Raw genomic sequence first — 24,288 nt, forward strand, 5'->3', positions numbered from 1 at the left:
TTCATACTATAATTAAATGCCCTATGAAAACAAGGTGATTCTTTTATCCTGTATTTTTCATTAGAAAGCTGGATGAGTGAAATTTTGTTTTTAACATAAGCTAAGAAAAAGAACGGTTTGTGTGAAAGGAGTTGATCACTGTGCTTCAATTCTTGTTTTTTCTGATCCTTTTATATGTGGTGTATGTATTTTTGACCGCATTTGTCTTGTTTTATTTACCGTTTCAAAAAACATGTAAAGAACATTGCATCTATAAAGCCTCTTCCATCTCAGGAGACGACCAAGGCATAAATCAAGTCATGCTACTTGATGACGGGTTTGAATCAGGTCAAGTGAGAGTTCAAATGATTCGCGAGGCTAAAAAGAACATTCGTTTGAGTTATTATTCCATTCAAAAAGGAAAAACCGCCGAATGGGTGCTTGGTGCTTTAATTGAAGCGGCTGATCGAGGAGTAAAAGTTCAGCTGTTGTTAGATGGCATTTGCCATAGCCTGCGTGGACCGCTGAAGCATTTGCGTTATGCTGTGGCGAATCATCCGAATATGGCCATTCGTTTTTATGAGCCTTTTCGTTTGTTCAAGCCATGGACGTGGCATAACCGCCTTCACGATAAGCTTCTTTTGGCAGATGGCAAGGTCGCTGTCATGGGCGGTAGAAATATTGGTGATAAATACTTTGCAGATCAGCCCCCGAAAGACTTTGCGTATGACCGAGATGTGCTGCTGTTCAACGCCAAAAGGGGAAAAGTATTAGATGAAATGGAGCAGTATTTCGTTTATTTGTGGAATCATGATTTTACGAAAAGAACGAAAGATGTATTTTCCAAGGCAAAAGCAAAAAAAGGAAAAAAGCTAAGAAAACAGCTGCTAAGATCTTATCAGGAAGCCATTCGTACAAAAGAACCCTTTGTCATGTCCACATATGATTGGGCAAAAGACGCCATTCGTGCAAAACAGATTGCATTTTTCACAAATCCAGTGGAACGCTTAAATAAACGTCCGCTCGTCTTGAAAAAGTTAAACGATCTCGCACAGCGGTCAAAGCGTTCGGTTCTGATCCAGACGCCTTATGTCATACCGACACGGCCAATGAAAGACGGACTCACGCCATTACCAAGTGATATTCAAACGACGATCGTGACGAATTCTCTTACAGCGACACCAAACCCTTTAGCATTTGCAGGATATTTAAGCACGAAAAAGGAACTCATGAAAACGGGTGTTCATTTGTATGAATATCAAGGGCCGTATTCAATTCACGCCAAATCAATGGTCATTGATGATAACTTAAGTATTATTGGAACATATAATCTAGATGCAAGATCCAGCTTTTTAAATACTGAATCGATTTTGGTGATTGATAGTGCACCATTTGCGTTATCTCTTACGGAAGCAATCGAACGAAAAATCGCTTATAGTGTTCTCGTAGCGAAAGATCGAACAGAATATCAAGCAAGCGACTATGGACAGAAAAAAAAGCCTTTCATGAAAAGGCTCCTTTTAACTGGTTTATCTACCATAACGGTTTTATGGCGGCGGTTGATTTAAATAAAAGGGCAGCTACTTTTGTGGCAGCCCTTTTTCTCTTGACTGCTCCTCTTCTACTGGTTCAAGCTTGGTTAACTTAAATACGAGGATTCCTGCCACAATGACAAGTACACCTAATAATTTTGTAAAAGAAAATGTTACTTTTTCTAACCCAAGCCAGCCAAGCGAATCAAATAGAAGCGCACAACCTAGCTGGGAGGTGAGAACAATCGAGATTCCATAAGTGGGACCGAGATGTTTGATGCTCTGAACAAGACAGATGACAACGCCTACCCCGATGGCTCCGCTTAACCAGTACCAGGCTTCCATATGCCTTAATTGAAACATGCCGGTTCCTTCTAACAAAAGACCCATCAAAAGTGAAGCGATAAAGCCCATTCCTAGAACAAGTGTCGTTGTTGACCAAGAGCCTGTCTGCTCATTGACTTTACTATTAAAAATGGTTTGTAAGCTGACAAGTGCCCCAGCAGTGACAGCTAATATTATTCCTATGATCATATATAAGTCCCTTCGTTTCTTCTATTCATAAATGTTGTGTTCTGCTATTTCTAAAAGCCCTTTTTGATCACAAATCGTAATCTTTCCTCTTCGCCTTTCAATCAGCCCTTTTTCTTGGAACTGCTGAATGACCCGATTAATATGGCGGTAGCTTGTTCCAATTAAGCTCGCTGCATCCGTGAGGCGAATCGTGCGTGCGTGCGCGTCATCATCCCCTGTTAAAACAGACAATAAATAGCTTGCAAGCCTGACCTCTACAGGGTATAAAAGGTGGAAGCTTAAATCATTTGATTTTGTATAAAATTTGTTTGTGATGCCCTTGAGCAAAAAGGCTAAAACTCGTGGATCGTCCTTTGCATGCCGCATAAGGGCTTGATGAGAAATCCTGAGCATATGTACTTCTGTAACGGCTTCAACTGTATTGACCATATCTGTCTGCTGAACGTATTCAATATCTCCAATCGCTTCAAGAGGGTTTTTAAAGCAAAGAATAAACGTTTTTCCTTCCTTTGTGGTGGTGAAAATCTTTAATTTTCCTTTCACCAGCAAGTACATATACTCCCTTTTATCCTCTTTTGAACAAATCAGCTCACCTTGCTGATAGCGCCACAAGCTCACATGTGAGATGAGTTTTTGATGAAAAACATTCTGTAATTGATGCGTCTTGATATAAGAGGAAAAAAGAGATTCATCATGCAGCTCCTCCATCTGATGCCCTCCTTTATAGTTTTAAGATGATGACGCCTGCAATCATTAAAAAGATGCCTGCATAATGGGGCCATTTCATTTTTTTCTTCTGAACACCAAACCATCCTTTTGCATCGATGGCAAAGGTAAACGCAAGCTGTGCGATAAGTAAAGCAGCGATGGTGAGTGTCACACCAATGATTTGAATGGCAGTGACCTCATTAAAAATAATAATGGCTGCAAATGCACCCCCAATTAAATAAAGAGGCTGCACTTTTTTGTATTCCTTAAAGTGGCCATCCCGTACGATGAGTAAAATGACGAGAGAGATGATAAACCCTGTCAGCTGCGTGATCGTTGCCGCCTGCCACGTCCCGATATCTTGACTAATTCTGGCGTTGGCTACGCCTTGCAGTGTAATACAAGCGCCTCCTAATAATGCGAAAATAACACCTTTCATTCGTTCAAAAGCTCCTTCTTTTTTCAGTCTAGTTCCATTAAATGATAGATGCCCTCATGTTGAAAAGGACATATGTCCCACTTTGCGTATTATATCAGAAACTTTTTCTCATGCAGTTTCTCTGTTTTAGATTTTTCACAGTGGGTACAGTTTTATATCAGCTGAAAACAGAATATTGGATTGCATCACATATAAAAAGGAGACATGTCAGAATGAGAAATCAAGAGAAACACTTTATTAATGGAGAATGGGTCGCATCAACAGGAAACGAAACGACGGAGGTCATTAACCCTGCGACAGAGGAAGTCATTGGCACCATTAGTTTAGGAACGAAAGAAGATTTAGATAAGGCAGTCAAAGCAGCTCGAGCCGCCTTCCCTTCTTTCTCAAAAACATCTCGAAATGAACGAGTTGAAATGCTGGAAAACATTGTGCGCGGGTACGAAAAACGTAAGGATGAGCTTGTAGAAGTGATGACAAAAGAACTTGGTGCACCACTGAAAGTGTCCGAAGAAGTTCATTACAAAATGGGTTATGAACATTTTTCTAAAGCAGCGGAAGCACTGAAATCTTATACATTTACCGAAGACCGCGGTGGACATACGATTATAAAAGAGGCGATTGGTGTCAGCGGATTGATTACACCGTGGAACTTCCCGACGAATCAGACATCTCTTAAAATTGCGGGTGCCATTGCGGCAGGCTCACCAGTTGTCTTAAAGCCAGCGGAAATTACCCCTTTTGCTGCGATGATTCTTGCAGAAATTATTGATGAAGCAGGTGTACCGAAAGGAGTCTTCAACTTAGTAAACGGAACGGGTGACGTGATTGGTGACGGCATTAGCTCACATCCTGATATTGACTTCGTTTCATTTACAGGATCAGGTGCCGTCGGCTCTAAAATTATGGAAAACGCAGCGGACAACGTGAAGAAAGTAGCACTTGAGCTTGGCGGAAAATCCCCTCTTATCGTCTTAGACGATGCAGATGTGGACGAAGCAGCAGAAACAGCCATTCATCATATTGCGATGAATACAGGTCAAGTGTGTTCTGCAGCTACACGTGTGCTGATTCCAGAATCAATGAAAGACAAGTTTGAAAAAGCGCTGCTGAACGCCATGCCGAAGTTTACAGTTGGTGATCCGAGAGAAGATCACGCTACTGGTCCGCTTGTTTCTAAAAAGCAGTGGGATACGGTGCAATCTTATATTGAAAAAGGAATCGAAGAAGGTGCTACCCTTCTTGCTGGGGGAACTGGAAAGCCAGACGGAATCGATAAAGGATATTTCGCCAAGCATACCATTTTCACCAATGTGAAAAATGACATGACCATTGCGCAAGAAGAAATCTTTGGGCCAGTCATGAGTGTGATCACGTATCAAGACCTCGATCATGCCCTTGAGATCGCCAACGATACAGTGTATGGTCTTGCCGGGTATGTTGTTGGTCAAGATGAAAAAACATTAAAATATGTCGCTGAACATATTCGTGCCGGTCAAATCACCATTAACAATGCTGAAACAGATTACTTTGCCCCATTTGGCGGTTTTAAGCAGTCTGGTATCGGAAGAGAATGGGGAGACTTCGGTATCGAAGAATATTTAGAAGTGAAAGCTGTGATGGGACTTCCAACGGCGTAAGTCAGGCGAAAAAAAGGAAAACGGTGATCCGTTTTCTTTTTTTGTGCCCTCTCCCCTATTCATCCGTGTTTTGTCATTAGAAATCTTAATCATGACAATCAATATTATATATTTTACTTAATGGCAAACTTTCGGTAAAGTTCAAATTGAACCTATATATATAATTCCTATCGAATTAATCTATGTTTATATTCCTTGTGAGGTGGATATTGTTGCAACTTCATGTATTGAACAGTCCGTTTAGCCAGGAGCAGGCAGAGTTACTCAATCAGCTGCTTCCGACTTTAACAGATCAGCAAAAAATTTGGCTTACTGGTTATTTATCAGCACAGGCAGCGCTTGCCGGCTCAGAAGCTGTCACTCCGGCGCCTTCTGCCGCAGCATCTGTACAGCCTGTGAGCAAAGATGTGACCGTGCTTTATGGGTCGCAAACAGGCAATTCCGAAGGGTTAGCAAAAAAGACAGCCCAGCATCTTGAAGAGAAAGGCTTTCAAGTGACGCTCTCTTCTATGTCCGATTTTAAACCGAATAATCTGAAAAAAATAAACAATTTACTAGTCATTGTCAGCACACATGGCGAAGGAGATCCGCCGGATAATGCCCTTTCGTTCCATGAATATGTTCACGGCAGACGTGCGCCAAAGCTCGATCATTTAAGCTTTTCTGTCCTTTCATTAGGTGACAGCTCATACGAATTCTTCTGTCAGACAGGAAAAGAATTTGACGAACGCTTCAAAGAGCTTGGCGGTACACGCCTGTTTGACCGGGTGGACTGTGACCTTGATTATGATGAGCCGTTTTCAGAATGGCTTCAAGGTGTTGCCTCTTCTTTGAGTGAAGGTGAAGCTGTATCACTTCCGCAAGAATCAGCGGGAGCCAACAATCAAGCCGTTTCTGAATATTCAAGAACGAATCCTTTTTATGCTGAAGTTCTTGAAAATATCAATTTAAATGGGCGTGGATCTAATAAAGAAACACGTCACTTAGAGCTTTCTCTTGAAGGATCGGGCCTCGTGTATGAGCCAGGTGACAGCCTTGGCATTTACCCGACAAATGATCCTGCACTTGTCGATGAACTGATTCAAACATGCGGATGGAATGCAGAAGAAGCCGTCACCGTTCATAAAAACGGAGACACTCTTCCTTTAAAAGAAGCACTCACCTCGCATTTTGAGATCACGGTTTTAACAAAACCACTTCTTCAAAAGATCGCTGCACTGACAAAAAGTGAATCCTTGCATGCCCTTTTAGAAGAAGGAAACGAAGAAAAACTGAAAGAATATATCACAGGCCGGGACCTAGTAGATGCGGCTCGTGATTTCGGTCCTTTTGAAGGAACCGCCGCAGAATTCACGTCCATTTTAAGAAAAATCCCTGCACGCCTTTATTCCATTGCAAGCAGTCTCAAAGCAAATGACGAAGAGGTTCATTTGACGATAGGGGCTGTCAGATATGATGCGCACGGCAGAGAACGCCAAGGTGTCTGTTCGATTCTATGTGCAGAGCGCCTGCAGCCAGGTGATACGTTACCTGTTTATATTCAGCACAACCAAAACTTTAAGCTTCCTCAAGATCCAGATGCACCGATCATTATGGTAGGACCAGGCACAGGCATCGCCCCTTTCCGTTCATTTATGCAGGAACGTGAGGAACTGGGTGCAAACGGAAAGTCATGGTTATTCTTCGGTGATCAGCATTTTGTGACGGATTTCTTATACCAAACAGAATGGCAAAAGTGGTTAAAGGATGGCGTCTTAACGAAAATGGACGTGGCTTTTTCAAGAGATACTGAGGAAAAAGTATATGTCCAGCACCAAATGAAGAAACAAAGCAAAGAATTATTTGAATGGCTTGAGCAAGGTGCTTACGTGTATATTTGCGGAGATGAAAAGCATATGGCGCATGATGTTCACAATACCCTTCTATCCATCATTCAAGAAGAAGGTGCGATGAGCAAAGAAAAAGCAGAAAGCTATCTTGCCAACTTACAGCAGCAAAAACGCTATCAGCGTGACGTTTATTGATTTGATGCTTGAAAGAAAGGAGCTTTTACTTACATGGTGAAGACAGCATTAACAGCGCCGGATGGACCTCCGAGCGACGTAGAGGAAATCAAAGAAAAAAGTGATTATTTACGGGGTACGTTAAAAGAAGTGATGCTTGATCCGATTTCAGCGGGAATTCCGGATGATGACAACCGTCTGATGAAGCATCACGGCAGCTACTTACAAGATGATCGTGACCTGAGAAATGAACGACAAAAACAAAAGCTTGAGCCTGCCTATCAATTTATGCTGCGTGTCCGTCTGCCTGGCGGAATCGCCACATCTAAGCAGTGGCTTGTGATGGATGAGCTTGCTCACAAATACGGAAACGGTACGTTAAAGCTGACGACTCGTGAAACCTTTCAGCTTCACGGTATTTTAAAATGGAATATGAAAAAAACCATTCAAGACATTCATTCTACTATGCTTGATACAATTGCTGCTTGCGGCGACGTGAACCGGAATGTCATGTGTACATCAAACCCCTATCAATCAGAAGTGCACCATGATGTATACGAGCTGGCGAAAAAATTAAGTGATGACCTGCTCCCACAAACAAGAGCCTATCATGAGATTTGGCTTGATGAGGAAAAGGTTGCGGCAACGCCAGATACGGAAGTTGAACCGATGTATGGTCCGCTTTATTTGCCAAGGAAATTCAAAATTGGTGTGGCGGTCCCTCCTGCTAACGATATTGATGTCTTTTCGCAGGATTTAGGCTTTATTGCCATTATCGAAAACGATCAACTGGTCGGTTTTAATGTCGCAATTGGCGGCGGAATGGGTATGACGCATGGTGATACAGCGACTTATCCGCAGCTTGCAAAGGTCATCGGCTTTTGTACACCTGAACAGGTCGTAGAAATTGCCAAACAAGTCATCACCATTCAGCGTGACTACGGAAACCGTTCCGTGCGAAAAAATGCCCGCTTTAAATATACGGTGGACCGCCTTGGTCTTGAGAATGTAAAAGAAGAGCTTGAGCGCCGTCTTGGGTTTACTCTTTTAGAGGCAAAGGATTATCACTTTGATCATAACGGTGACCGTTATGGCTGGGTAAAAGGCATCAATGGCAGATGGCATTATACGATGTTTGTGGAAGGCGGACGCATCACAGATTATGATGATTATCCGCTGATGACAGGCATCCGCGAAATCGCCAAAGTTCATACAGGTGACTTCCGTTTAACCGCCAATCAGAATTTAATCATTGGGAATGTGACAACTCATAAAAAGAAACAAATCGAACAGCTCATTCAGAAGTTTGGTTTATCAGACGGCCAGCAGCACTCTGCCCTGCGCCGCAGCTCAATGGCTTGTGTATCTTTGCCAACTTGCGGCTTAGCGATGGCTGAAGCAGAGCGCTACCTTCCACGATTGATTGATAAAATCGAAGACATCGTTGAAGAAAACGGATTAAGTGATAAAGAAATCACCATTCGAATGACTGGTTGTCCAAATGGCTGTGCTCGTCATGCGCTTGGAGAGATTGGATTTATCGGAAAATCACCTGGTAAGTATAATATGTATCTTGGTGCCGCATTTGATGGCAGCAGATTAAGTAAATTATACCGTGAAAATGTGGGTGAGGAAGACATTCTAAAAGAACTTGGCTCTATTCTCCCCCGCTACGCAAAAGAACGAGAAGAAAATGAACATTTCGGCGATTTTGTCATTCGTGCAGGGATTGTGAAAGAGACAACAGATGGAACGAATTTTCATGTGCAATAAAAAGAGACAGGAATTATCCTGTCTCAGATTGCTGACAAAGGGCTAAAATGAACTTTATTTTAGCCCTTTGTCTTCTTTTCAGCGTGATAGAAAACCTTTGCAGTCTAGGAAGGACGAGCATCGGCGCGGAGCGAATTTGACATTCGTGAGCACCGAAGCGCAGGACTGACACCGAATGCGAGGGTTTGTCTACACGCTGAGACAGGAACCGTCCTGTCTTTTTTATTTTTTCTGTCTCTTATTCAAGTATTCGGTCAGACTCTTATATACGTCTGGATTGTCTAATGAAGATAGATCGGGTGAAGGCTGCTCTTCATACGCCCCTTTAAGTAAACGTCGTACAATTTTTCCATTCCTTGTTTTCGGCAAAGCTGAAATGAGATGAACTTCTTTTGGTGTGAGCGCTTTTCCAGCATGTGAACCAACATGGGCTGAAAGCTCTTGGATAAGGGCTGCTTCTTCAAAAGCATGCGGACTGGTCACGATGAAACAGACGAGCGCCTCCCCTTTCACCTCATCCTTTACCCCAATCACAGCGGCTTCATGCACGGCAGGATGCCATGTAAGGATGGATTCAATTTCAGCTGGCCCGATGCGTTTCCCTGCTGTATTAATGACATCATCCGATCTGCCGGTGATATGGAATTCTCCGTCCTCTGTTTGCATGACCCAATCTCCGTGTGTCCATACACCATCAAATCGTTTGAAATACGTATCTTCATAACGCTCCGGTTCGTTCCAAAAACCACATGTCATGCCGACCCATGGCTTTTTCACCACAAGCTCCCCTACTTCATTCATCACGCTTTGCCCAGCTTCATTGTATACATCTGCCGCCATTCCTAAGATCGCCGCATTAAAGAGAATCGGTTTGATGGGGCGAAGCAGCGTACTCCCTACAATGCCACCAGAAACTTCGGTTCCTCCTGAATAATTTAAGATTGGAATGTTCTTTTGACTAATGGTGTGAAATAACCATTGCCACGGAGCTTCATTCCATGGTTCCCCTGTAGAAATAATGGCTTTGACATGAGATAACTCGACCCCATCAATCGTTTGCTGCATCGCAGAACGAACAAATGTAGGGGAAAGCCCAAAATGAGTGACTTTCTTCTCGTGGATGAATGACCAGAGCTGCTGCTCATCTGGATAATCGGGAGCGCCGTCATATAAAACGATGGCAGCTCCATTGATCAAGCCGCCAAAGACGAGGAATGGCCCCATCATCCAGCCCATATCAGTCAGCCAAAACAACCGGTCTCCTTTTGCCACATCCATACATAGCCCGGCATCAAAAGCTGCCTTTATCGGAAAGCCTGCGTGTGTATGAACGGCTCCCTTTGGTGTGCCGGTTGTGCCTGACGTATACAAGATCATCAGCGGGTCTTCATTTGTGACATAGGTCGCGCCGGTGATCGGCTGTTCTTGTAACAAATCATTCAGCAGGACATCGCCCTGATATCCGGTATGAGAGGAAGTGTGCACAATCACTTTTTGCACAGTTGCTGTTTTGTTGATGGCATCCGCCACACATTCCCGCATGTTGATCGTTTTCCCTCGCCGCATCATTTCATTCGCTGTGACGACAATGGATGCGCCTGACGCACGAATGCGTACAGCGAGTGGCTCGCTTCCATAGCCTGAGAAGACTGGGCTGAAAATAACACCAATCTTTGCAAAGGCAAGCATGACGGCGACCGTTTCTGGAAGCATTGGCATATAGATGATGGCTACATCCCCTTTTTGAAGTCCTTCTTTCAAAAAGCCAGCTGCAAGACGGCTCACTTTCTCTTGAAGTTCGAGAAATGACCATTTCTTTTCTTCACCGGCTTCATTGCTCCAAATGATGGCGGGCTGATGCTTCGTCTCTTCTTTTTCTGCCCATTTGTCCACAGCCGTTTCGGTGATGTTAAGTGTGCCGCCCTGATACCATTTCGGCCACATCATTGAGTGGTGACCTAATGCCGCTTCATATGGTTTTTTCCACTGAATGCCAACCGCCTTTTCCACTTCTCTCCAAAACCAGTCTGTGCGTGCAATACTGGCTTGATAGAATGAGTCATACGTAGAAAAACCAAGAGATTTCATCCACTGATGCAAACGTGTTTTTTGGCTCTGCTTTTCTTCCGGTATCCATTCTGGTTTCAGGTTGATCATGAGGTCTGCCCCCTTTAGACCGGATAGACCGGATGTTTTCGTTTCGTAAATGTCATGTCTTTCGATGAATAGGCTAGTAATCTATGACAAAGTTCCGTTCTGAGACGATCAAATGGGATGACGCCATCGACAATCATTTCAGAGGCAAGCTCATAGATATTCATATCTTCCTGGTATTCCTTCCGTTTCTCTTGTATAAATGAAGACCTCTCTTCGGGCGGGAGTTCTGCAATTTTATTTGCATAGACGGCATTTACAGCGGCTTCTGGACCCATCACAGCGATTTGCGCCGATGGAAGAGCGAGACAGCAGTCTGGCTCAAAAGCAGGGCCTGCCATTGCATATAGTCCTGCTCCGTATGCTTTACGGACGATGACGGATATTTTCGGAACGGTCGCCTCTGACATAGCGGAGATCATTTTTGCCCCATGACGAATAATGCCGGCTTGTTCCACTTTTGTTCCAATCATAAATCCTGGTATGTCCGCAAGAAAGAGCAGCGGGATATGAAAGGCATCACAGAGCTGAATAAACTTGGCGGCTTTATCAGCTGAGTCGTGGAATAATACGCCGCCTTTGACCCTTGGCTGATTGGCAATGAGACCGATAGGCTGACCGTTCATTCTGCCAAAGCCGGTGATTAACTCTGCGGCAAACAGTTTTTTGATTTCAAAAAATGACCCTTCATCAATCAGTAAATCGATGAGTTGATACATATCAAATGGGGTATTCTGGCCTTTAGGGATTAAGTTTTGGATGGTGGTTTCAGATGGTTTAGGTGCTTTTGCTGCTGTCGTTTTTGGTTTTTCCATATAGTTGGCAGGCATATAGGTTAAATAATCACGTGCAATTTGAATGGCCTCTTCCTCAGTTTTGGCTAATATATCTCCGCATCCAGAAATGCTGCAATGCATTTTCGCACCGCCCATTTCCTCAAGTGATACTTTTTCACCAATCACCATTTCAGCCATTCGCGGCGACCCTAAATACATAGAGGCATTTCCTTCGACCATGACGACAATGTCACAAAAAGCAGGGATATAGGCACCACCGGCAGCAGAAGGACCGAATAGTAAACAAATTTGAGGAATGCGCCCAGACAGCTTGACTTGGTTATAAAAAATGCGCCCTGCTCCTCTTCTGCCTGGGAACATGGCGATTTGATCGGTGATTCTTGCACCAGCAGAATCGACTAAATACAGCATTGGACAATTGAGCTTCTCGGCCGTTTCTTGAATTCGAATGATTTTTTCTACTGTTTTGACGCCCCACGATCCTGCTTTAACCGTAGAGTCGTTTGCCATGACACAAACAGTCTGCCCATTCATACGCCCGGTTCCTGTGACGACACCATCTGCTGGTAAATGTTCATCTTTGCACTCTGCAAACATGGCATCTTCAATGAAAGAATCCTCATCTAATAGCAAATGAAGCCGATCACGGACAAATAATTTTCCTTTTTCTTTGTTTTTTTGATGGTAGCGTTCTGCCCCGCCCTTTTCAATTCGTTGTTTTTTTAATTCATATTCTTCGATCATAAACATTCCCCTTTCTTACTATTTGCCTCTGTAATGAGGCGTTCGTTTTTCTTGAAAAGCCTTGAGACCTTCTAGTCGATCTTCTGTATGAATTAGCCGCAGATAGGCTTCGTATTCTTTCGTCAGCCCTGTTTGTAAATCGTGATCAAGGCTGGATTGAATGGCTTGTTTTGCTTCTTTTAAAGCAATCGGTCCATTCTTGGTGATTTGTTTTGCGAGTGTGATGGCATCATTCATCAGTGAATCGGCTGTAGAGATACGTTCAATCAGCCCGATTTGAACGGCTTCTTCTGCTCGTAAAGAATTGCCTGTGAAGATCATTTCTTTCGCTTTCCCGGGTCCGATCAGGCGCGGAAGTCTTTGTGTGCCCCCTGCTCCCGGCAGGATAGCTAGTCCTGTTTCCGGCAGACCGAGCGCTGCACCCGCTCTTGAGATGCGGAGATCACAGGCGAGCGCGAGCTCAAGACCTCCGCCAAGTGCGTGTCCGTTTATCACGGCAATGACAGGAACGGGCAAAGATTCAATGTCTGTAAAGGTTTGCTGAATGGTCAGAACAGCTTCTTTGGCTTCTTGTTCTGTCATCAATCGCCGTTCTTTTAAGTCTGCTCCTGCGCAAAAAACTTTAGCGCCAGCTCCTGTCATGAGCAAACAGCGGATGTTTTCATCATGTTTGATTTCTTGAATCGTTTGGTTAATTTCCTCTAGCATAGCAGCTGATAGAGCATTGGCTTGTGCTGGTCTATTTAATGTCATGATGCCAATATGATCATCTTGTATTGAAAAATGGACCAATGATGTCATGTGATTCACCCTTTATCAAGTAGTGTGAGACTGAAAAGCGCGTAAACAGTGACTTGGCAGGGTTCGATCCACTTTTGCTTCAATCCATTCAGCCGCTTTGATCAAGCGAGGGAGGTCGACATTTGTTTCGATCCCGAGTTTGTGAAGCATGTGTACCACGTCTTCTGTCGCCACGTTTCCGCTGGAGCCAGGTGCATAAGGACAACCGCCAAGCCCCCCGCTAGAGGCATCAAATATGGTGATGCCGGCTTTTAATGCTGTATAAATATTGGCAAGCCCCATTCCTTTCGTATCATGAAAATGAAGTGCGATTTTATCAGCAGGAAAGCGTTCAAGTAAAAGGTCTAACCGTCTTTCTACTTGCAGCGGATGGGCTTCCCCAATGGTATCCCCAAGTGATATTTCATCAATGCCGAAGGACAGCAGTTGTTCCGTTAATCGCAGCACTTGGTCCATCGGCACTTGTTTTTCATAAGGACATCCAAACACGGTTGAAATATAGGCCCGCGTTTGCCGTCCTTCTGCTTTTAAATCGGCTGTCATTTGTTTGATCACAGGCAGTGTTTCCTGTATAGATCGATTCATATTCTTTTTGTTATGTGTCTCACTCGCTGAGATAAACATAGCCCCTACCTCAAGGTTTGCTTCAAAAAAATGAGCTAACCCCTTTTCATTTGGGATGAGTGCGGCATAGGTAATATCCTCTTTTTTGTTTAATGATTGGGCTAATTCTTTGGCGTCTTTTAAGGCTGGAACCCATTTCGGATGAACAAATGAGGTGACTTCAATATAAGGAAGATGGGCTTCTTCGAGTAAATGGATCCATGTTCGCTTCTCCATTGTGTCCAGCCAAACGGATTCATTTTGCAGGCCATCGCGCGGGCCGACCTCTCTAATGAGCACGTTTTTTGGTAATACCATGCGGCTTCCCCCTATTCTGTCAGCTCTAAAAGTACCTCTCCCTCGTCAACAAAGTCCCCCTCCGCCTTATACACTTTACTGATCACACCTGCTTCTTCTGCAACAATGGGAATCTCCATTTTCATCGATTCTAAGATGGCGACTTCCTGTCCTTTTTGCACATCATCACCCTGTTTCACAAGAAGCTTCCATAAGTTTCCGGCCATTTGTATCGTGACAGTTTTCATGAACGGTTTTCCTCCCTTTTTTTCATCAGATAATCGGTTGTGATGCTGCCATGTAAAAAGGCAGTTGATTCGGCCATTTCCTTTAAAAGCGGTACATTGGTTTTGATCCCTTCTATTTCATATGCTTGTAATGCTGCTTTTAATCGTTCTATGGCGAGTTTTCGAGTATCACCGTACACAATCATTTTCGCAATCATTGGATCGTAAAATGGGGTAATGACACTTCCACTCGTTACGCTTGACTCATGACGAATATATGGGGCATCAGGTGTAGAAAGCCGAGTGATCGTGCCTGGTGAAGGGTAAAATGTCACAGGGTCTTCAGCGTATATTCTAACTTCAATCGCGTGCCCAATTTGATGAATATCCTCTTGGCTGAAGGACAGGGGCTCTAATGCGGCAATTTTTAGCTGCTCCTCGACAAGGTCAATCCCCGTAATTTCTTCAGTGACAGGGTGTTCTACTTGCAATCTCGTATTCATTTCTAAGAAATAAAATTGCTGGTTTTGATCGACTAAACATTCAATCGTGCCCGCATTTTCATACCCAATCGCTTTGGCAGCTTTGACGGCCATCTGTCCCATTTGCTGTCTCACAGTTTCTTCAAGACAGACGGCTGGTGCCTCTTCAACAATTTTCTGATGTCTTCTTTGGAGTGAACAATCTCTTTCAAATAAGTGAACGCCGTGACCGAACGAATCAAAAAGAACTTGAATTTCGATGTGCCGTGCGTGTTCAATCACCTTTTCCATGTATAAAGTACCATCTTGAAAGAAACTTTGTGCTCTTTTTTGATTTCCTTCAAACGCTCGATGCAGCTCTTCATCGTTGCGGACGAGCTGCATACCAATCCCGCCGCCACCACTCGATGCTTTTAGCATAATGGGATAGCCGAGTGTCTGTGCTTTATGAACCCCTTCGTCTGCATCATGGAGCGGGGCTGAAACACCAGGAACGATTGGGATGCCCGCTTGTTCCATCGTTTTTCTCGCTTCAATTTTATTTCCCATCTGCTGAATGACTTGTGCAGATGGTCCAATAAAGGTAATGCCCTCGCTCCGGCAGCGCTCAGCAAATGCCGCATTTTCTGATAAAAGACCATACCCTGGGTGGATAGCATCAGCATTTGTTTGTTTGGCAACCTTAATGATCGCTTCCATGTTTAAATAGCTTTCAGAAACTTTAGCGCCGCCGATATAATAGGCGCTGTCTGCTTCTTTCACATGAAGTGCATGCTGATCAGCCTCTGAATAAACGGCAACGGTTTTGATTCCGAGCCGTTTACATGTCCGAATCACTCTACGGGCAATTTCGCCTCGATTGGCGATCAATACTTGTTCAAACATCGCTGCCTTCACTCCTTTATTAGATCAAGCGCCTGCTTTTTCAAGCGGAATTTCTGAATTTTGCCTGAGGCGGTCATTGGGTATTCATCTGTAATGAAAAAGTATTTCGGGATTTTGTAGCGTGCCATTTGTGACTGACAATAGCTCGTTAATGTCTCAATTGAGACCGACTTCCCTTGTTTCAGCCGAATGAATGCGGCTGCTTCCTCGCCGTATGTCTCGTCAGGAATACCAACGACCTGTGCGTCAAGAATGGCAGGGTGAGTGTATAGGACATCCTCAATCTCTTTTGGGTACACATTCTCTCCGCCTCTGATGATCATATCTTTGAGCCGGCCTGTGATTTTCACATAACCGTCATGATCCATCTCAGCTAAATCCCCTGTATGAAGCCATCCGTCCTCATCAATGACTTCATTTGTTGCTTCTTCGTTTTTATAATAGCCCTTCATGACATGGTAACCTCTTGTACAAAGCTCTCCTTGCTGTCCTCTTGGCACTTCTTCTGATGTCCCTGGTAAAGCAATTTTGACTTCAATTTGAGGAAGCGCACGTCCGACCGTTTGAACACGTCTTTCAAACGAATCATCGGTTCTTGTTTGGGTAATGACGGGTGAACTTTCGGTTTGACCATAGGCAATCGTGAGCTCTCTTAATCCCATTTTTTCAATGACTGCTTTCATGACGTGGGATGGGCAGAGTGAACCGGCCATAATCCCCGTTCGTAATGTGGACAGGTCATAAGAGTGGAAATTTGGATGATCGAGCTCTGCGATGAACATGGTTGGTACACCGTGAAGAACCGTGCATTTTTCTTTTTCTACTGTTTGAAGGACTCGTTCTGGATGGAATGATTCAAGTGGAATGATCGTTCCCCCTTTTGTGAGACAAGCAAGTACACCAAGAACAGAGCCGAAGCAATGAAAAAACGGTACTGGGATACACATACGGTCCTGCTCTGTTAATTTCATACAATCTGCGATCTGACTCGCATTACAGACGATGTTTGTGTGGCTGAGCATGACGCCTTTTGGATAGCCGGTTGTGCCTGAAGTGTACTGCATATTAATAACGTCATCAGGCGTGAGCTCATTCATTCGCTTCTCCCATTCATGATCTTCGGTTCTTTTGGCTGCCACTTGAAGACGATCCCAGCTGAGCATGCCATTTGGTACATGCTGACCGATATAAATACATCTTTTTAAATAAGGAAATTGTGTGGAAGTGATCTCCTCTTGATGAGCGGTTTGAAGTTCTGGAATCAGCTCTTCAAGCATGTTGACATAGGACGTTTCTTTAAAGCCGTCTACAATAAACAACATTTTGCTGTCAGAATGCTTGAGTAAATAGGCGAGTTCCTGTGATTGAAAATTGGTATTCACAGTGACAAGAACAGCACCAATGGAGGCGCAGGCAAATTGAAGAATGAGCCATTCAGGTATATTTGGTGCCATAATGGCGATGTGATCTCCCTTTTGAACCCCTAATGCCATGAGACCTTTACCTGTTGCCTTGACCTCTTGATAAAACGCTTCGTACGAATAACGTAAAGAACGTTCTGGGTAAACAATGGCTTCATGTGCTGGATGCTGTTCTTTTTTTTCTCTTAATAGGGAGCCAATCGTTTGCGGGTGAATCGACATCATTGCTTTCCTCCCTCATGTGTAGTAAGCGTTTTCATTAAGGTATTACGCTAACAGCTGTCTTGCGATCACGAGCCGCTGAATTTCAGAGGTTCCTTCTCCAATTTCCATCAGCTTGGCATCTCTCACAAGCCGTTCAACACCGCATTCTTTCATATAGCCTGTTCCGCCATGAATTTGGACAGCATCAAGACTTGCTTTTGTGGCCATTTCTGAAGCAAACAGTTTGGCATAGGCCGCTTCTTTTGTAAATGGTTTGCCTTGATCTTTCAGCCAAGCGGCTTTCCAGACCATTTGTCTTGCAAGCTCTATTTGCATCGCCATATCCGCCAGCTTAAACTGAATGGCCTGGAAGGATGAGAGCGTCTTTCCAAATTGCTTTCTTTCTTTTGCATAGGAAAGTGAAGCATCAAGTGCCGCTTGTGCAATTCCGACGGATAAGGCTGCAATGGAAATTCGTCCGCCGTCTAATGTATATAAAAATTGCTTGAATCCTTTCGATTTGTCTCCTAATATATGATGCGCTGGTACACGCACTTCGTCTAAAATGATTTCAGCCGTATCTGAACCACGAACTCCCATTTTGTCATATGGGTTTGTAATCGACAGTCCCTTTTGTCCTTTCTCCACAATAAAGGCGGAGATGATTGGACGTCCGTTTTCATCATGATCTGTTACAGCGGTGACAATAATCGTTCTGGCATAATTGGCATTTGTGATCCAGCACTTTTCCCCACTGATGACATATTCTTGTCCGTCTTGAATGGCTTTTGTTTTTGTTCCTTTTGCATCTGATCCAGCGTTTGGTTCTGTTAATCCGAAGGAGCCAAGCGCTGTTCCAGAGGCTAATGGAACAAGATGGTCCATCTTTTGCTCCTCCGTCCCGAAGTAATAAAGTGGACTTGCGCCTAAGGAAACCGCTGCGGCATAACTTAAACCTGTACTCGCACACTGTTTTCCAATTTCCTCGACTGCCAGTGCATACGAGATCGTATCTCCTCCAGATCCTCCATATTTCTCTGGAAAGGGTATACCCATAAAACCGAGCTCCCCCATTTTTTGAAATGTTTTTACGGGAAATGCTGCCTGTTCATCAACAGTTTGAGCGTGCGGTGCAATTTCTGTTTTTGCAAATTCTTTGACCATCTGACGGATCATTTGCTGCTCTTTCGTTAATTCAAAATCCATTGTGCTTCCCCCTTTGGCGCTTTTCTATCATATTTATTATTGAAATAGCTGCTTCATGCCAAGCTTGATTGAATTCAGAAAATTAAAATAAAAATAGTAGAAAAATAGAGAAAGCAAAAAAGCATAAATGGAGGAAAACCCTCATTTATGCTGTCTTTGTTATTTTACTGTTTTTGTAGAAGGTTTGCTTTCATGATGAAGGCGATTGAGTGCCGTCACTTTATAGGTATAGCTCTTCTTTTGATTGGCTAAAATGTCTTTCGTTTGTGTGAAGGAACCTGTTTCTTTTCTGACCGTTTGCACAAATTCGTATGTCCCTTTATTCGACAATCGATAGACTGCATAATAGGATGCACTAGAGCGCGGATCATTTTGTATCTGTAAAACTGCGCCATCCTCTGTCTTTTTCACAGATTGGATGATTGGTTTTTTTGGCGCTTTTTGATGAAGCCATGGCATCTCTGGTATGAGAGCTGGTTTGCTATAGGTTTCTTCTATTAATCGTTTCTTTACATTCAAGGGATTCCGATTGATATCTTTCAGACTAAAATGCATGCTTCCTTGTACGAGCTGTGACTGCCTGTTCAGCTCGATCTGGCGAAAATACTCCTCTGGATCAGACCAAGCAGGATCACTGTTTTGATTGATTTTATACGTCGCTTGACCAATGTACAAATGAACAGGCTGCCCCTTCACTTCATTTGACCACCATTTCGTCAGCACATCATAGGCAGCGGGCTGAAAGCCGATACTCCAATAAATTTGCGGGGTGATATAATCAATATGGTGCTGCTGTATCCATTCTCTTGTATCAGCATACAAATCATCATAATTGGTCATCCCTGCTGTTGTGTTTGAACCGGTTGGGTCATCTTTTATGTTGCGCCATACACCAAATGGGCTAATGCCGAATTTCACATACGGCTTTTCTTTCTTAATGGTGTCATTGATCTGCTTCACTAGCTCGTTCACATTATCTCTTCGCCAATCTTCTATATGTGTGAATTTCTGCCCGTAAGTTTCATACGTTTCTTGATCTGGAAATGGCACACCAGCGATTTTATTCGGGTAAAAATAATCATCCATATGCACCGCATCAATATCGTAGTTTTTCACCACTTCCTCTATCCCGTCAACAATGAAGTCCTGAGCATCAGGAATGCCTGGATTAAAGTACAGCTGATTTCCGTAGGCGATGGTCCAATCAGGGTGTGCTCTTGCAGGATGATCGGCTGATAACCGGTTGAGATCGGTATGATTCATGGTGATTCGATAAGGGTTAAACCAAGCATGAAATTCAAGGCCGCGTTTATGTGCTTCTTCTATCATAAATTCAAGCGGGTCATATCCAGGGTCTTTCCCTTGTATACCAGTCAAATATTCAGACCATGGCCCGAATTTCGACGGATAAAAGGCATCTGCTGTTGGTTTAATTTGCATGATGATGGCGTTCATATTCATCGCTTTGATGTCGTCTAACAGTTGAATGAACTCTTGTTTCTGCTCATCTCTGGGCAGTCCTTTCTTTGAAGGCCAATCTAAGTTATAAACCGATGCGACCCACACTGCACGCATCTCTCTTGTGCTCTCAAGCTTCCCTTTTGGCATCGAACGAGCTAGACTGCTAGACGGAATCAATAAGAAGACACCCATGAAAACTAGTGTCAGAACCGTCATACTGATCTTTTTCAGCATGGTTTGCATCACCTCATATTAAGTTTATTCTGCGTTTTGTGATGGAATGCCAGCAGATGGTGTAAGCAAGATGTTTTTCATTTTAAGCAGCTGAGCTTGCGGGACGTCGCAGGCTTCTAGTAAATACCGCTCTGCACTTCCGTATGTATCCATCATCTCATTCAGTACATCTTCAAGATAATCTTGCTGCACACCAAGCAGGGGCTGAATTTGTTCTTTTGACACCCGATATAAACTCATCATGCGAACAAATCGTTCTTGTCTTTTCACTAGCATTTTCACGCCTTCATTGGAACGCATGTATTCACTTAAAACGGTATGCACCGGCACACCCGCTGCTAATTGAATAAGAGCAGATAAAAAGCCTGTACGGTCTTTTCCGCTTGTACAGTGAAGCATAAGCGGATAATTTTTTTCATCGGACAGTAATGTAAACAATTGCTGAATCTCTTTTTTTCGCTCATAGAGCATGCTTTGATATACATCTTTCATGATCGGTGTAAAGGATAGAGATTTTCCTTCTGCTATCAGCATACGAAACATGGTCCATTTGCTAGGCATCATGCTGTCAGGCTGCATAGGGATATGAACAATTTTGTCATGTTCCATGATCTTTGGTGGGTGTGATTTTCGTTCTGAGCTTGTACGCAGGTCACAAACCGTTTGAATTCCAAGTGTTGAGAACGTCAATATGTCTTGCTTCGTGAGACGTGATAAATCAGCAGATCGATAAATCATTCCTTGTTTGATGACCATCTGATCCGTTGTTTGGAGTCCCCCTACCTCTCTAAAATTTGCAAGCTTTGAAAATTGTATGTTGCGTTCATTCATAGAAGTGAATATCCTTTCTATCCTCTTTTCTCTATCATACGCTTTTATGAAAAATGAGAAAAGATAAGAGAAAAAGATCATTCGATTCTCGCATGTTGATCAGTGACATCTTTTACGTGGAATTATTGTTATAATAGAATCAGCATATTCGTATTGATTGGAGATTGTAGCATGATAAAAACAAAACGTATTCAGCAAATAAAAGAGTATGTATTTGACCGGGAATCTGCCTCTCTTGATGAGCTTGTGACGCATTTTGGCGTCTCAAAAAACACCATACGCCGAGATGTACAAGCATTGGTAGAATCCGGCGTGCTAAAGAAAGTGTACGGCGGCGTCGCTGTGAACCACTCAACGTTGGTGGTGTATCAAGAGCGAAAGACTCGTCAGCTGAGTAAAAAACAATTGATCGGACAGGCAGCCGCTGCTTTTGTTGAACATGGTGATATGATTTTTGTTGATTCTGGTACAACGACACTGGAGATGCTTCCCTATTTGAAGGAGAAACGGATTACCGTTGTGACAAATAACGTGGATTTCATTACACAGGCTATGCCTTATGAACACCTCACCATCTTTTCAACCGGGGGTATGCTAGAGCGAAAAACAAATTCTTTCGTTGGTTATCAAAGTGTTGAGCGTCTCAAAGCATACAATGTCAATAAAGCATTTATTGCATCAACTGGTTTATCCATTGATCATGGCGTCACGAATTCCTCCCCGCTTGAGACAGATATTAAAAAAACGCTCGTTGAAAAAAACGCCAAAACCTTTTTATTAGTCGATGATAGTAAGTTTGACCATTATGCCTTGACCACGTTTTGTGACTTAAAAGACATAGACATCGTCGTGACGAATGAACAACCAAATGAAGATTACCTTCAATATGGAAAAGAGCATGATGTGAAATTTGTCACGCCTTAGTCCAGAGCGAAAAAGCCAAGCGCCAATGTTTTGGCTTTTTTCTTATGCGCAAAAGAGTGAACCGGCGAAGTGTTGGTTACATTATGATTGTATATTAAACACATATTTGGAGGTTGACCTGATGCCGTTGTTACGATTTGACGTGATAGAGGGCCGTTCAAAAGAGGAATTAAAAAAACTGCTGGACACCTGCCATGAAGCAATGGTTGATGCCTTTGGGGTACCTGAACGAGATCGCTATCAAATTGTTCATCAGCACCGCCCTGAAGAAATGATCATCGAAGACACTGGGCTTGGTTATCCGAGAACAAAGGATCTGGTTGTCATTAGTGTTGTCAGTAAACAGCGGACGAAAGAGCAAAAGGAACAGCTTTATGCACAAATCGCAGAACGTATAGAAAAAGAATGCGGGGTTGCCAAGTCGGATGTGATGATCTCCATCGTGGAAAATGGAGACGCCGATTGGAGCTTTGGGATGGGTGAGGCTCAATTCATAAGAGGATGGCTCTAAAAAAACGGCTCAGGAATGTGAGCCGTTTTTTGATTCATTCATTTTCAAGCTGCATGAGCAAGTTGAATAAATAGCGGTACACTGCTGAGATCACACCAATCAAAGGTGTATCTTCTTTGATGTCCTCTAGTTCAAGAAGCGGAATGTTGATATCAAATAACCCGTCTTGCCCATTAAATTGAAGCTGAGCACCATTTAATGTTGAGAGCATCTCTTTTAGTAATCCAGTATCTTTTTTAGGACGCTTCAATCCGAATAACACGGTATACGTCTGAAATACTTCATCCCATTCTATGGCAAGTCCGTCGGCTCTCACCACATCAAACCACTTCGACTCGATATAAATGAATTCTTTTTGTTGTTTTTTTACGTATGTAAGAGGTGTATTTAAAAAGGCAGCATTTTCTGCTTGAATCATTTCCTCCGATTCTTTGTCTACACGTTCTATATAAACATCAGCAAAGCGTGCTTCTTCTGTCATTTTTGCCCCTTCTAACGGCCAATTTTGACTTGCGGCTTTGTTATATTCAAAGTCGGTGAGCGCCTGCCCTTCTTTCAATAAATCTTGTAAGCGATTTTGCAGTGACATGACTGTATCTCCTTTCATCTACTTCATATGCGTTTTTTATTTTAGCATAACACATGAAAAGAAAGATATGCCTGAGCATATGATGGTATGATAGTGGAAAAAGAAACATCTCGGAGGGGACCGTTTTGCTCACAATGACACTGGCAGAAAAAATCGTAGATGAGGTCAAAAAGGTACTGACGGAAGAAATCATCATCACACAAACAAACGGTACCATTATTGCTGCAACAGATCCAGCACGCATTGGTCAATTTCATGAAGGAGCATATGTCACATCCTTAGAAGGGCAGAAACGAATTCTCACAAAGGATGATGTGCTGCAGATGAAAGGCGTCAAAGCCGGTATCAATCTGCCTATTTATTTTAAACAAGAAGTCATTGGGGTCATTGGAATGACAGGTGATCCTAGGCATGTCTCCCCTTTTGGCGACATTTTACGTAAAATGACGGAGCTGCTCATTCAAGAACATGAATTTTTTCAAGAAACGGAAACAGATGAACGGCAGCTTGAAGCATTTGTGTTCGACTGGCTTCATCTGCCAGAGACAGCGGCAGGTATGACCGAGAAGGCGCAGCGGCTTGGCCTTGATGTCAACAAGCAGCGTGTCGCTATTCTCATTGACTGTCAAGACGAATCGTTTATGAAGCAGGATCAATACAAACTGATGAAGGACAAATTGCAACTCACCAATCAGGAGATCATTGTGCGCTGGGGGCATGCACGTTTTTTGCTTATGCTACAAGCCACACCAGATGGTCGTGATACATGGCACAAGCGCTTGTTCCATATTCATGCTGCGCTCACAGCGCTGTCACCATCGAGGATTTTAATGGGGGCAGGAAAACCAGCAGCTTCTCATGTCATGAAGCAGTCCTTTCATCAAGCGTTTCGCGCTTTAAAATTGGCGCATGCTGAAACACCCATTGTGTTTGATGAAGATTTGACGCTTGAACTTTTTATGGAGGAAATCAGTCAGGAAACAAAAGATGCGTTTCTTGATCGAACGATTGCGTCCCTTTTCCCCTATCCAGAACTAGTGAAAACATTGCGGGTACTCATCGCTTCGGATTACTCATTGAAACATACAGCGGAAGCCATGCATGTCCATATTAATACACTTCATTACAGATTAAAACGGATTCAGGATTTAACGACACTTGATCCAAAGCGTATGCAAGATGCGATGCTTTTTTATTTGGCCTTGCTGCTTTTGGATCATGATACAAAAAATACAATAAAACAGCCTGATATTTTGTAGAATCGTCTATAGTCATGTGGCGGTTCTTTTTTTATACTGGTAGAAACGAG

Annotated in this window: 21 protein-coding genes; 7 read left to right on the forward strand and 14 right to left on the reverse strand. The window is 43.3% G+C overall.

Annotated features, from left to right (window positions below; all coding sequences use genetic code 11):
• Positions 1-140: 140 nt before the first annotated feature.
• Positions 141-1,547, forward strand: coding sequence for a phospholipase D family protein (locus NST15_RS09275; RefSeq protein WP_342499039.1), 1,407 nt, complete (start codon positions 141-143; stop codon positions 1,545-1,547).
• A gap of 12 nt (positions 1,548-1,559) precedes the next feature.
• On the opposite strand, the gene NST15_RS09280 is transcribed toward NST15_RS09275, so the two are convergent.
• From NST15_RS09280 to NST15_RS09290, 3 genes are read right to left on the reverse strand one after another with little or no spacing between them, the layout of a single operon-like run.
• The gene (locus tag NST15_RS09280) at positions 1,560-2,045 is read right to left on the reverse strand and encodes a DMT family transporter (RefSeq protein WP_019744154.1); all 486 of its coding nucleotides are present in this window, start codon (positions 2,043-2,045) and stop codon (positions 1,560-1,562) included.
• 21 nt (positions 2,046-2,066) lie between these two features.
• Positions 2,067-2,753 (reverse strand): Crp/Fnr family transcriptional regulator, encoded by a 687-nt coding sequence (locus tag NST15_RS09285; RefSeq protein ID WP_342499040.1) that lies wholly within the window; start codon positions 2,751-2,753, stop codon positions 2,067-2,069.
• Between the two features lie 13 nt (positions 2,754-2,766).
• Positions 2,767-3,192 carry a DMT family transporter gene (locus NST15_RS09290; RefSeq protein ID WP_008343684.1) on the reverse strand — a complete coding sequence of 142 codons (426 nt, stop codon included), beginning with the start codon at positions 3,190-3,192 and terminating at the stop codon, positions 2,767-2,769.
• A gap of 212 nt (positions 3,193-3,404) precedes the next feature.
• Here NST15_RS09290 and NST15_RS09295 point away from each other — a divergent pair, with 212 nt between their 5' ends.
• From NST15_RS09295 to cysI, 3 genes are all read left to right on the forward strand, one after another.
• The gene (locus NST15_RS09295) at positions 3,405-4,832 is read left to right on the forward strand and encodes an aldehyde dehydrogenase family protein (RefSeq protein ID WP_272511579.1); all 1,428 of its coding nucleotides are present in this window, start codon (positions 3,405-3,407) and stop codon (positions 4,830-4,832) included.
• Between the two features lie 212 nt (positions 4,833-5,044).
• A complete protein-coding gene (locus NST15_RS09300) occupies positions 5,045-6,856 on the forward strand; it encodes an assimilatory sulfite reductase (NADPH) flavoprotein subunit (protein ID WP_342499041.1) in 1,812 nt (603 codons plus the stop codon).
• A gap of 33 nt (positions 6,857-6,889) precedes the next feature.
• Positions 6,890-8,608 carry an assimilatory sulfite reductase (NADPH) hemoprotein subunit gene (gene cysI, locus NST15_RS09305; protein ID WP_039167852.1) on the forward strand — a complete coding sequence of 573 codons (1,719 nt, stop codon included), beginning with the start codon at positions 6,890-6,892 and terminating at the stop codon, positions 8,606-8,608.
• Between the two features lie 222 nt (positions 8,609-8,830).
• On the opposite strand, the gene NST15_RS09310 is transcribed toward cysI, so the two are convergent.
• The 10 genes from NST15_RS09310 to NST15_RS09355 all read right to left on the reverse strand — a co-directional run bounded on the left by NST15_RS09310 (position 8,831) and on the right by NST15_RS09355 (position 21,036).
• Entirely contained in the window at positions 8,831-10,765 is a 1,935-nt protein-coding gene (locus NST15_RS09310) for an AMP-binding protein (protein ID WP_342499042.1), read from the reverse strand.
• A gap of 14 nt (positions 10,766-10,779) precedes the next feature.
• Positions 10,780-12,303, reverse strand: coding sequence for an acyl-CoA carboxylase subunit beta (locus tag NST15_RS09315; RefSeq protein ID WP_342499043.1), 1,524 nt, complete (start codon positions 12,301-12,303; stop codon positions 10,780-10,782).
• An 18-nt stretch (positions 12,304-12,321) separates the two neighbouring features.
• Entirely contained in the window at positions 12,322-13,104 is a 783-nt protein-coding gene (locus NST15_RS09320) for an enoyl-CoA hydratase (RefSeq protein WP_342499044.1), read from the reverse strand.
• A gap of 15 nt (positions 13,105-13,119) precedes the next feature.
• Positions 13,120-14,025: a hydroxymethylglutaryl-CoA lyase gene (locus tag NST15_RS09325; RefSeq protein ID WP_035704419.1), complete on the reverse strand. Its 906-nt coding sequence runs from the start codon at positions 14,023-14,025 to the stop codon at positions 13,120-13,122.
• An 11-nt stretch (positions 14,026-14,036) separates the two neighbouring features.
• The gene (locus NST15_RS09330) at positions 14,037-14,252 is read right to left on the reverse strand and encodes an acetyl-CoA carboxylase biotin carboxyl carrier protein subunit (RefSeq protein WP_008346646.1); all 216 of its coding nucleotides are present in this window, start codon (positions 14,250-14,252) and stop codon (positions 14,037-14,039) included.
• Positions 14,249-15,598 carry an acetyl-CoA carboxylase biotin carboxylase subunit gene (locus NST15_RS09335; protein WP_041092797.1) on the reverse strand — a complete coding sequence of 450 codons (1,350 nt, stop codon included), beginning with the start codon at positions 15,596-15,598 and terminating at the stop codon, positions 14,249-14,251. The genes NST15_RS09330 and NST15_RS09335 overlap by 4 nt, the downstream gene beginning before the upstream one ends.
• A gap of 8 nt (positions 15,599-15,606) precedes the next feature.
• Positions 15,607-17,244, reverse strand: a complete 1,638-nt coding sequence (locus NST15_RS09340) for an AMP-binding protein (protein WP_025207461.1) — start codon at positions 17,242-17,244, stop codon at positions 15,607-15,609.
• A gap of 42 nt (positions 17,245-17,286) precedes the next feature.
• Positions 17,287-18,429 carry an acyl-CoA dehydrogenase family protein gene (locus NST15_RS09345; protein WP_008346640.1) on the reverse strand — a complete coding sequence of 381 codons (1,143 nt, stop codon included), beginning with the start codon at positions 18,427-18,429 and terminating at the stop codon, positions 17,287-17,289.
• A 159-nt stretch (positions 18,430-18,588) separates the two neighbouring features.
• Positions 18,589-20,124 (reverse strand): family 10 glycosylhydrolase, encoded by a 1,536-nt coding sequence (locus NST15_RS09350; protein ID WP_241511934.1) that lies wholly within the window; start codon positions 20,122-20,124, stop codon positions 18,589-18,591.
• Between the two features lie 24 nt (positions 20,125-20,148).
• Positions 20,149-21,036, reverse strand: a complete 888-nt coding sequence (locus NST15_RS09355; protein ID WP_336314200.1) for a tyrosine-protein phosphatase — start codon at positions 21,034-21,036, stop codon at positions 20,149-20,151.
• A gap of 90 nt (positions 21,037-21,126) precedes the next feature.
• On the opposite strand from NST15_RS09355, the gene NST15_RS09360 reads away from it, so the two are divergent.
• Positions 21,127-21,879, forward strand: coding sequence for a DeoR/GlpR family DNA-binding transcription regulator (locus NST15_RS09360; RefSeq protein WP_017359514.1), 753 nt, complete (start codon positions 21,127-21,129; stop codon positions 21,877-21,879).
• A gap of 121 nt (positions 21,880-22,000) precedes the next feature.
• A complete protein-coding gene (locus NST15_RS09365; RefSeq protein WP_025207464.1) occupies positions 22,001-22,390 on the forward strand; it encodes a tautomerase family protein in 390 nt (129 codons plus the stop codon).
• A 34-nt stretch (positions 22,391-22,424) separates the two neighbouring features.
• Here the strand turns inward: NST15_RS09365 and NST15_RS09370 are convergent, their stop codons facing one another.
• Positions 22,425-22,979: a hypothetical protein gene (locus NST15_RS09370; RefSeq protein ID WP_035704435.1), complete on the reverse strand. Its 555-nt coding sequence runs from the start codon at positions 22,977-22,979 to the stop codon at positions 22,425-22,427.
• Between the two features lie 125 nt (positions 22,980-23,104).
• Here NST15_RS09370 and NST15_RS09375 point away from each other — a divergent pair, with 125 nt between their 5' ends.
• Positions 23,105-24,238: a sugar diacid recognition domain-containing protein gene (locus NST15_RS09375; RefSeq protein WP_017359511.1), complete on the forward strand. Its 1,134-nt coding sequence runs from the start codon at positions 23,105-23,107 to the stop codon at positions 24,236-24,238.
• Positions 24,239-24,288: the final 50 nt, after the last annotated feature.

It is taken from the genome of Bacillus sp. FSL R5-0820 (genome assembly GCF_038593385.1).
Taxonomy (GTDB): domain Bacteria; phylum Bacillota; class Bacilli; order Bacillales; family Bacillaceae; genus Bacillus; species Bacillus altitudinis.

Excerpts from the sequence above, each read along its gene's own strand:
- NST15_RS09295 (WP_272511579.1), top strand. The coding sequence starts at position 3,405 with ATGAGAAATCAAGAGAAACACTTTATTAATGGAGAATGGGTCGCATCA.
- NST15_RS09310 (WP_342499042.1), bottom strand. The coding sequence starts at position 10,765 with ATGATCAACCTGAAACCAGAATGGATACCGGAAGAAAAGCAGAGCCAA.
- NST15_RS09350 (WP_241511934.1), bottom strand. The coding sequence starts at position 20,124 with ATGCTGAAAAAGATCAGTATGACGGTTCTGACACTAGTTTTCATGGGT.
- NST15_RS09290 (WP_008343684.1), bottom strand. The coding sequence starts at position 3,192 with ATGAAAGGTGTTATTTTCGCATTATTAGGAGGCGCTTGTATTACACTG.
- NST15_RS09335 (WP_041092797.1), bottom strand. The coding sequence starts at position 15,598 with ATGTTTGAACAAGTATTGATCGCCAATCGAGGCGAAATTGCCCGTAGA.
- NST15_RS09330 (WP_008346646.1), bottom strand. The coding sequence starts at position 14,252 with ATGAAAACTGTCACGATACAAATGGCCGGAAACTTATGGAAGCTTCTT.
- NST15_RS09285 (WP_342499040.1), bottom strand. The coding sequence starts at position 2,753 with ATGGAGGAGCTGCATGATGAATCTCTTTTTTCCTCTTATATCAAGACG.
- NST15_RS09320 (WP_342499044.1), bottom strand. The coding sequence starts at position 13,104 with ATGACATCATTGGTCCATTTTTCAATACAAGATGATCATATTGGCATC.
- NST15_RS09325 (WP_035704419.1), bottom strand. The coding sequence starts at position 14,025 with ATGGTATTACCAAAAAACGTGCTCATTAGAGAGGTCGGCCCGCGCGAT.
- NST15_RS09345 (WP_008346640.1), bottom strand. The coding sequence starts at position 18,429 with ATGGATTTTGAATTAACGAAAGAGCAGCAAATGATCCGTCAGATGGTC.
- NST15_RS09360 (WP_017359514.1), top strand. The coding sequence starts at position 21,127 with ATGATAAAAACAAAACGTATTCAGCAAATAAAAGAGTATGTATTTGAC.
- NST15_RS09315 (WP_342499043.1), bottom strand. The coding sequence starts at position 12,303 with ATGATCGAAGAATATGAATTAAAAAAACAACGAATTGAAAAGGGCGGG.
- NST15_RS09365 (WP_025207464.1), top strand. The coding sequence starts at position 22,001 with ATGCCGTTGTTACGATTTGACGTGATAGAGGGCCGTTCAAAAGAGGAA.
- NST15_RS09340 (WP_025207461.1), bottom strand. The coding sequence starts at position 17,244 with ATGATGTCGATTCACCCGCAAACGATTGGCTCCCTATTAAGAGAAAAA.
- NST15_RS09280 (WP_019744154.1), bottom strand. The coding sequence starts at position 2,045 with ATGATCATAGGAATAATATTAGCTGTCACTGCTGGGGCACTTGTCAGC.
- NST15_RS09370 (WP_035704435.1), bottom strand. The coding sequence starts at position 22,979 with ATGTCACTGCAAAATCGCTTACAAGATTTATTGAAAGAAGGGCAGGCG.
- cysI (WP_039167852.1), top strand. The coding sequence starts at position 6,890 with ATGGTGAAGACAGCATTAACAGCGCCGGATGGACCTCCGAGCGACGTA.
- NST15_RS09355 (WP_336314200.1), bottom strand. The coding sequence starts at position 21,036 with ATGATCTTTTTCTCTTATCTTTTCTCATTTTTCATAAAAGCGTATGAT.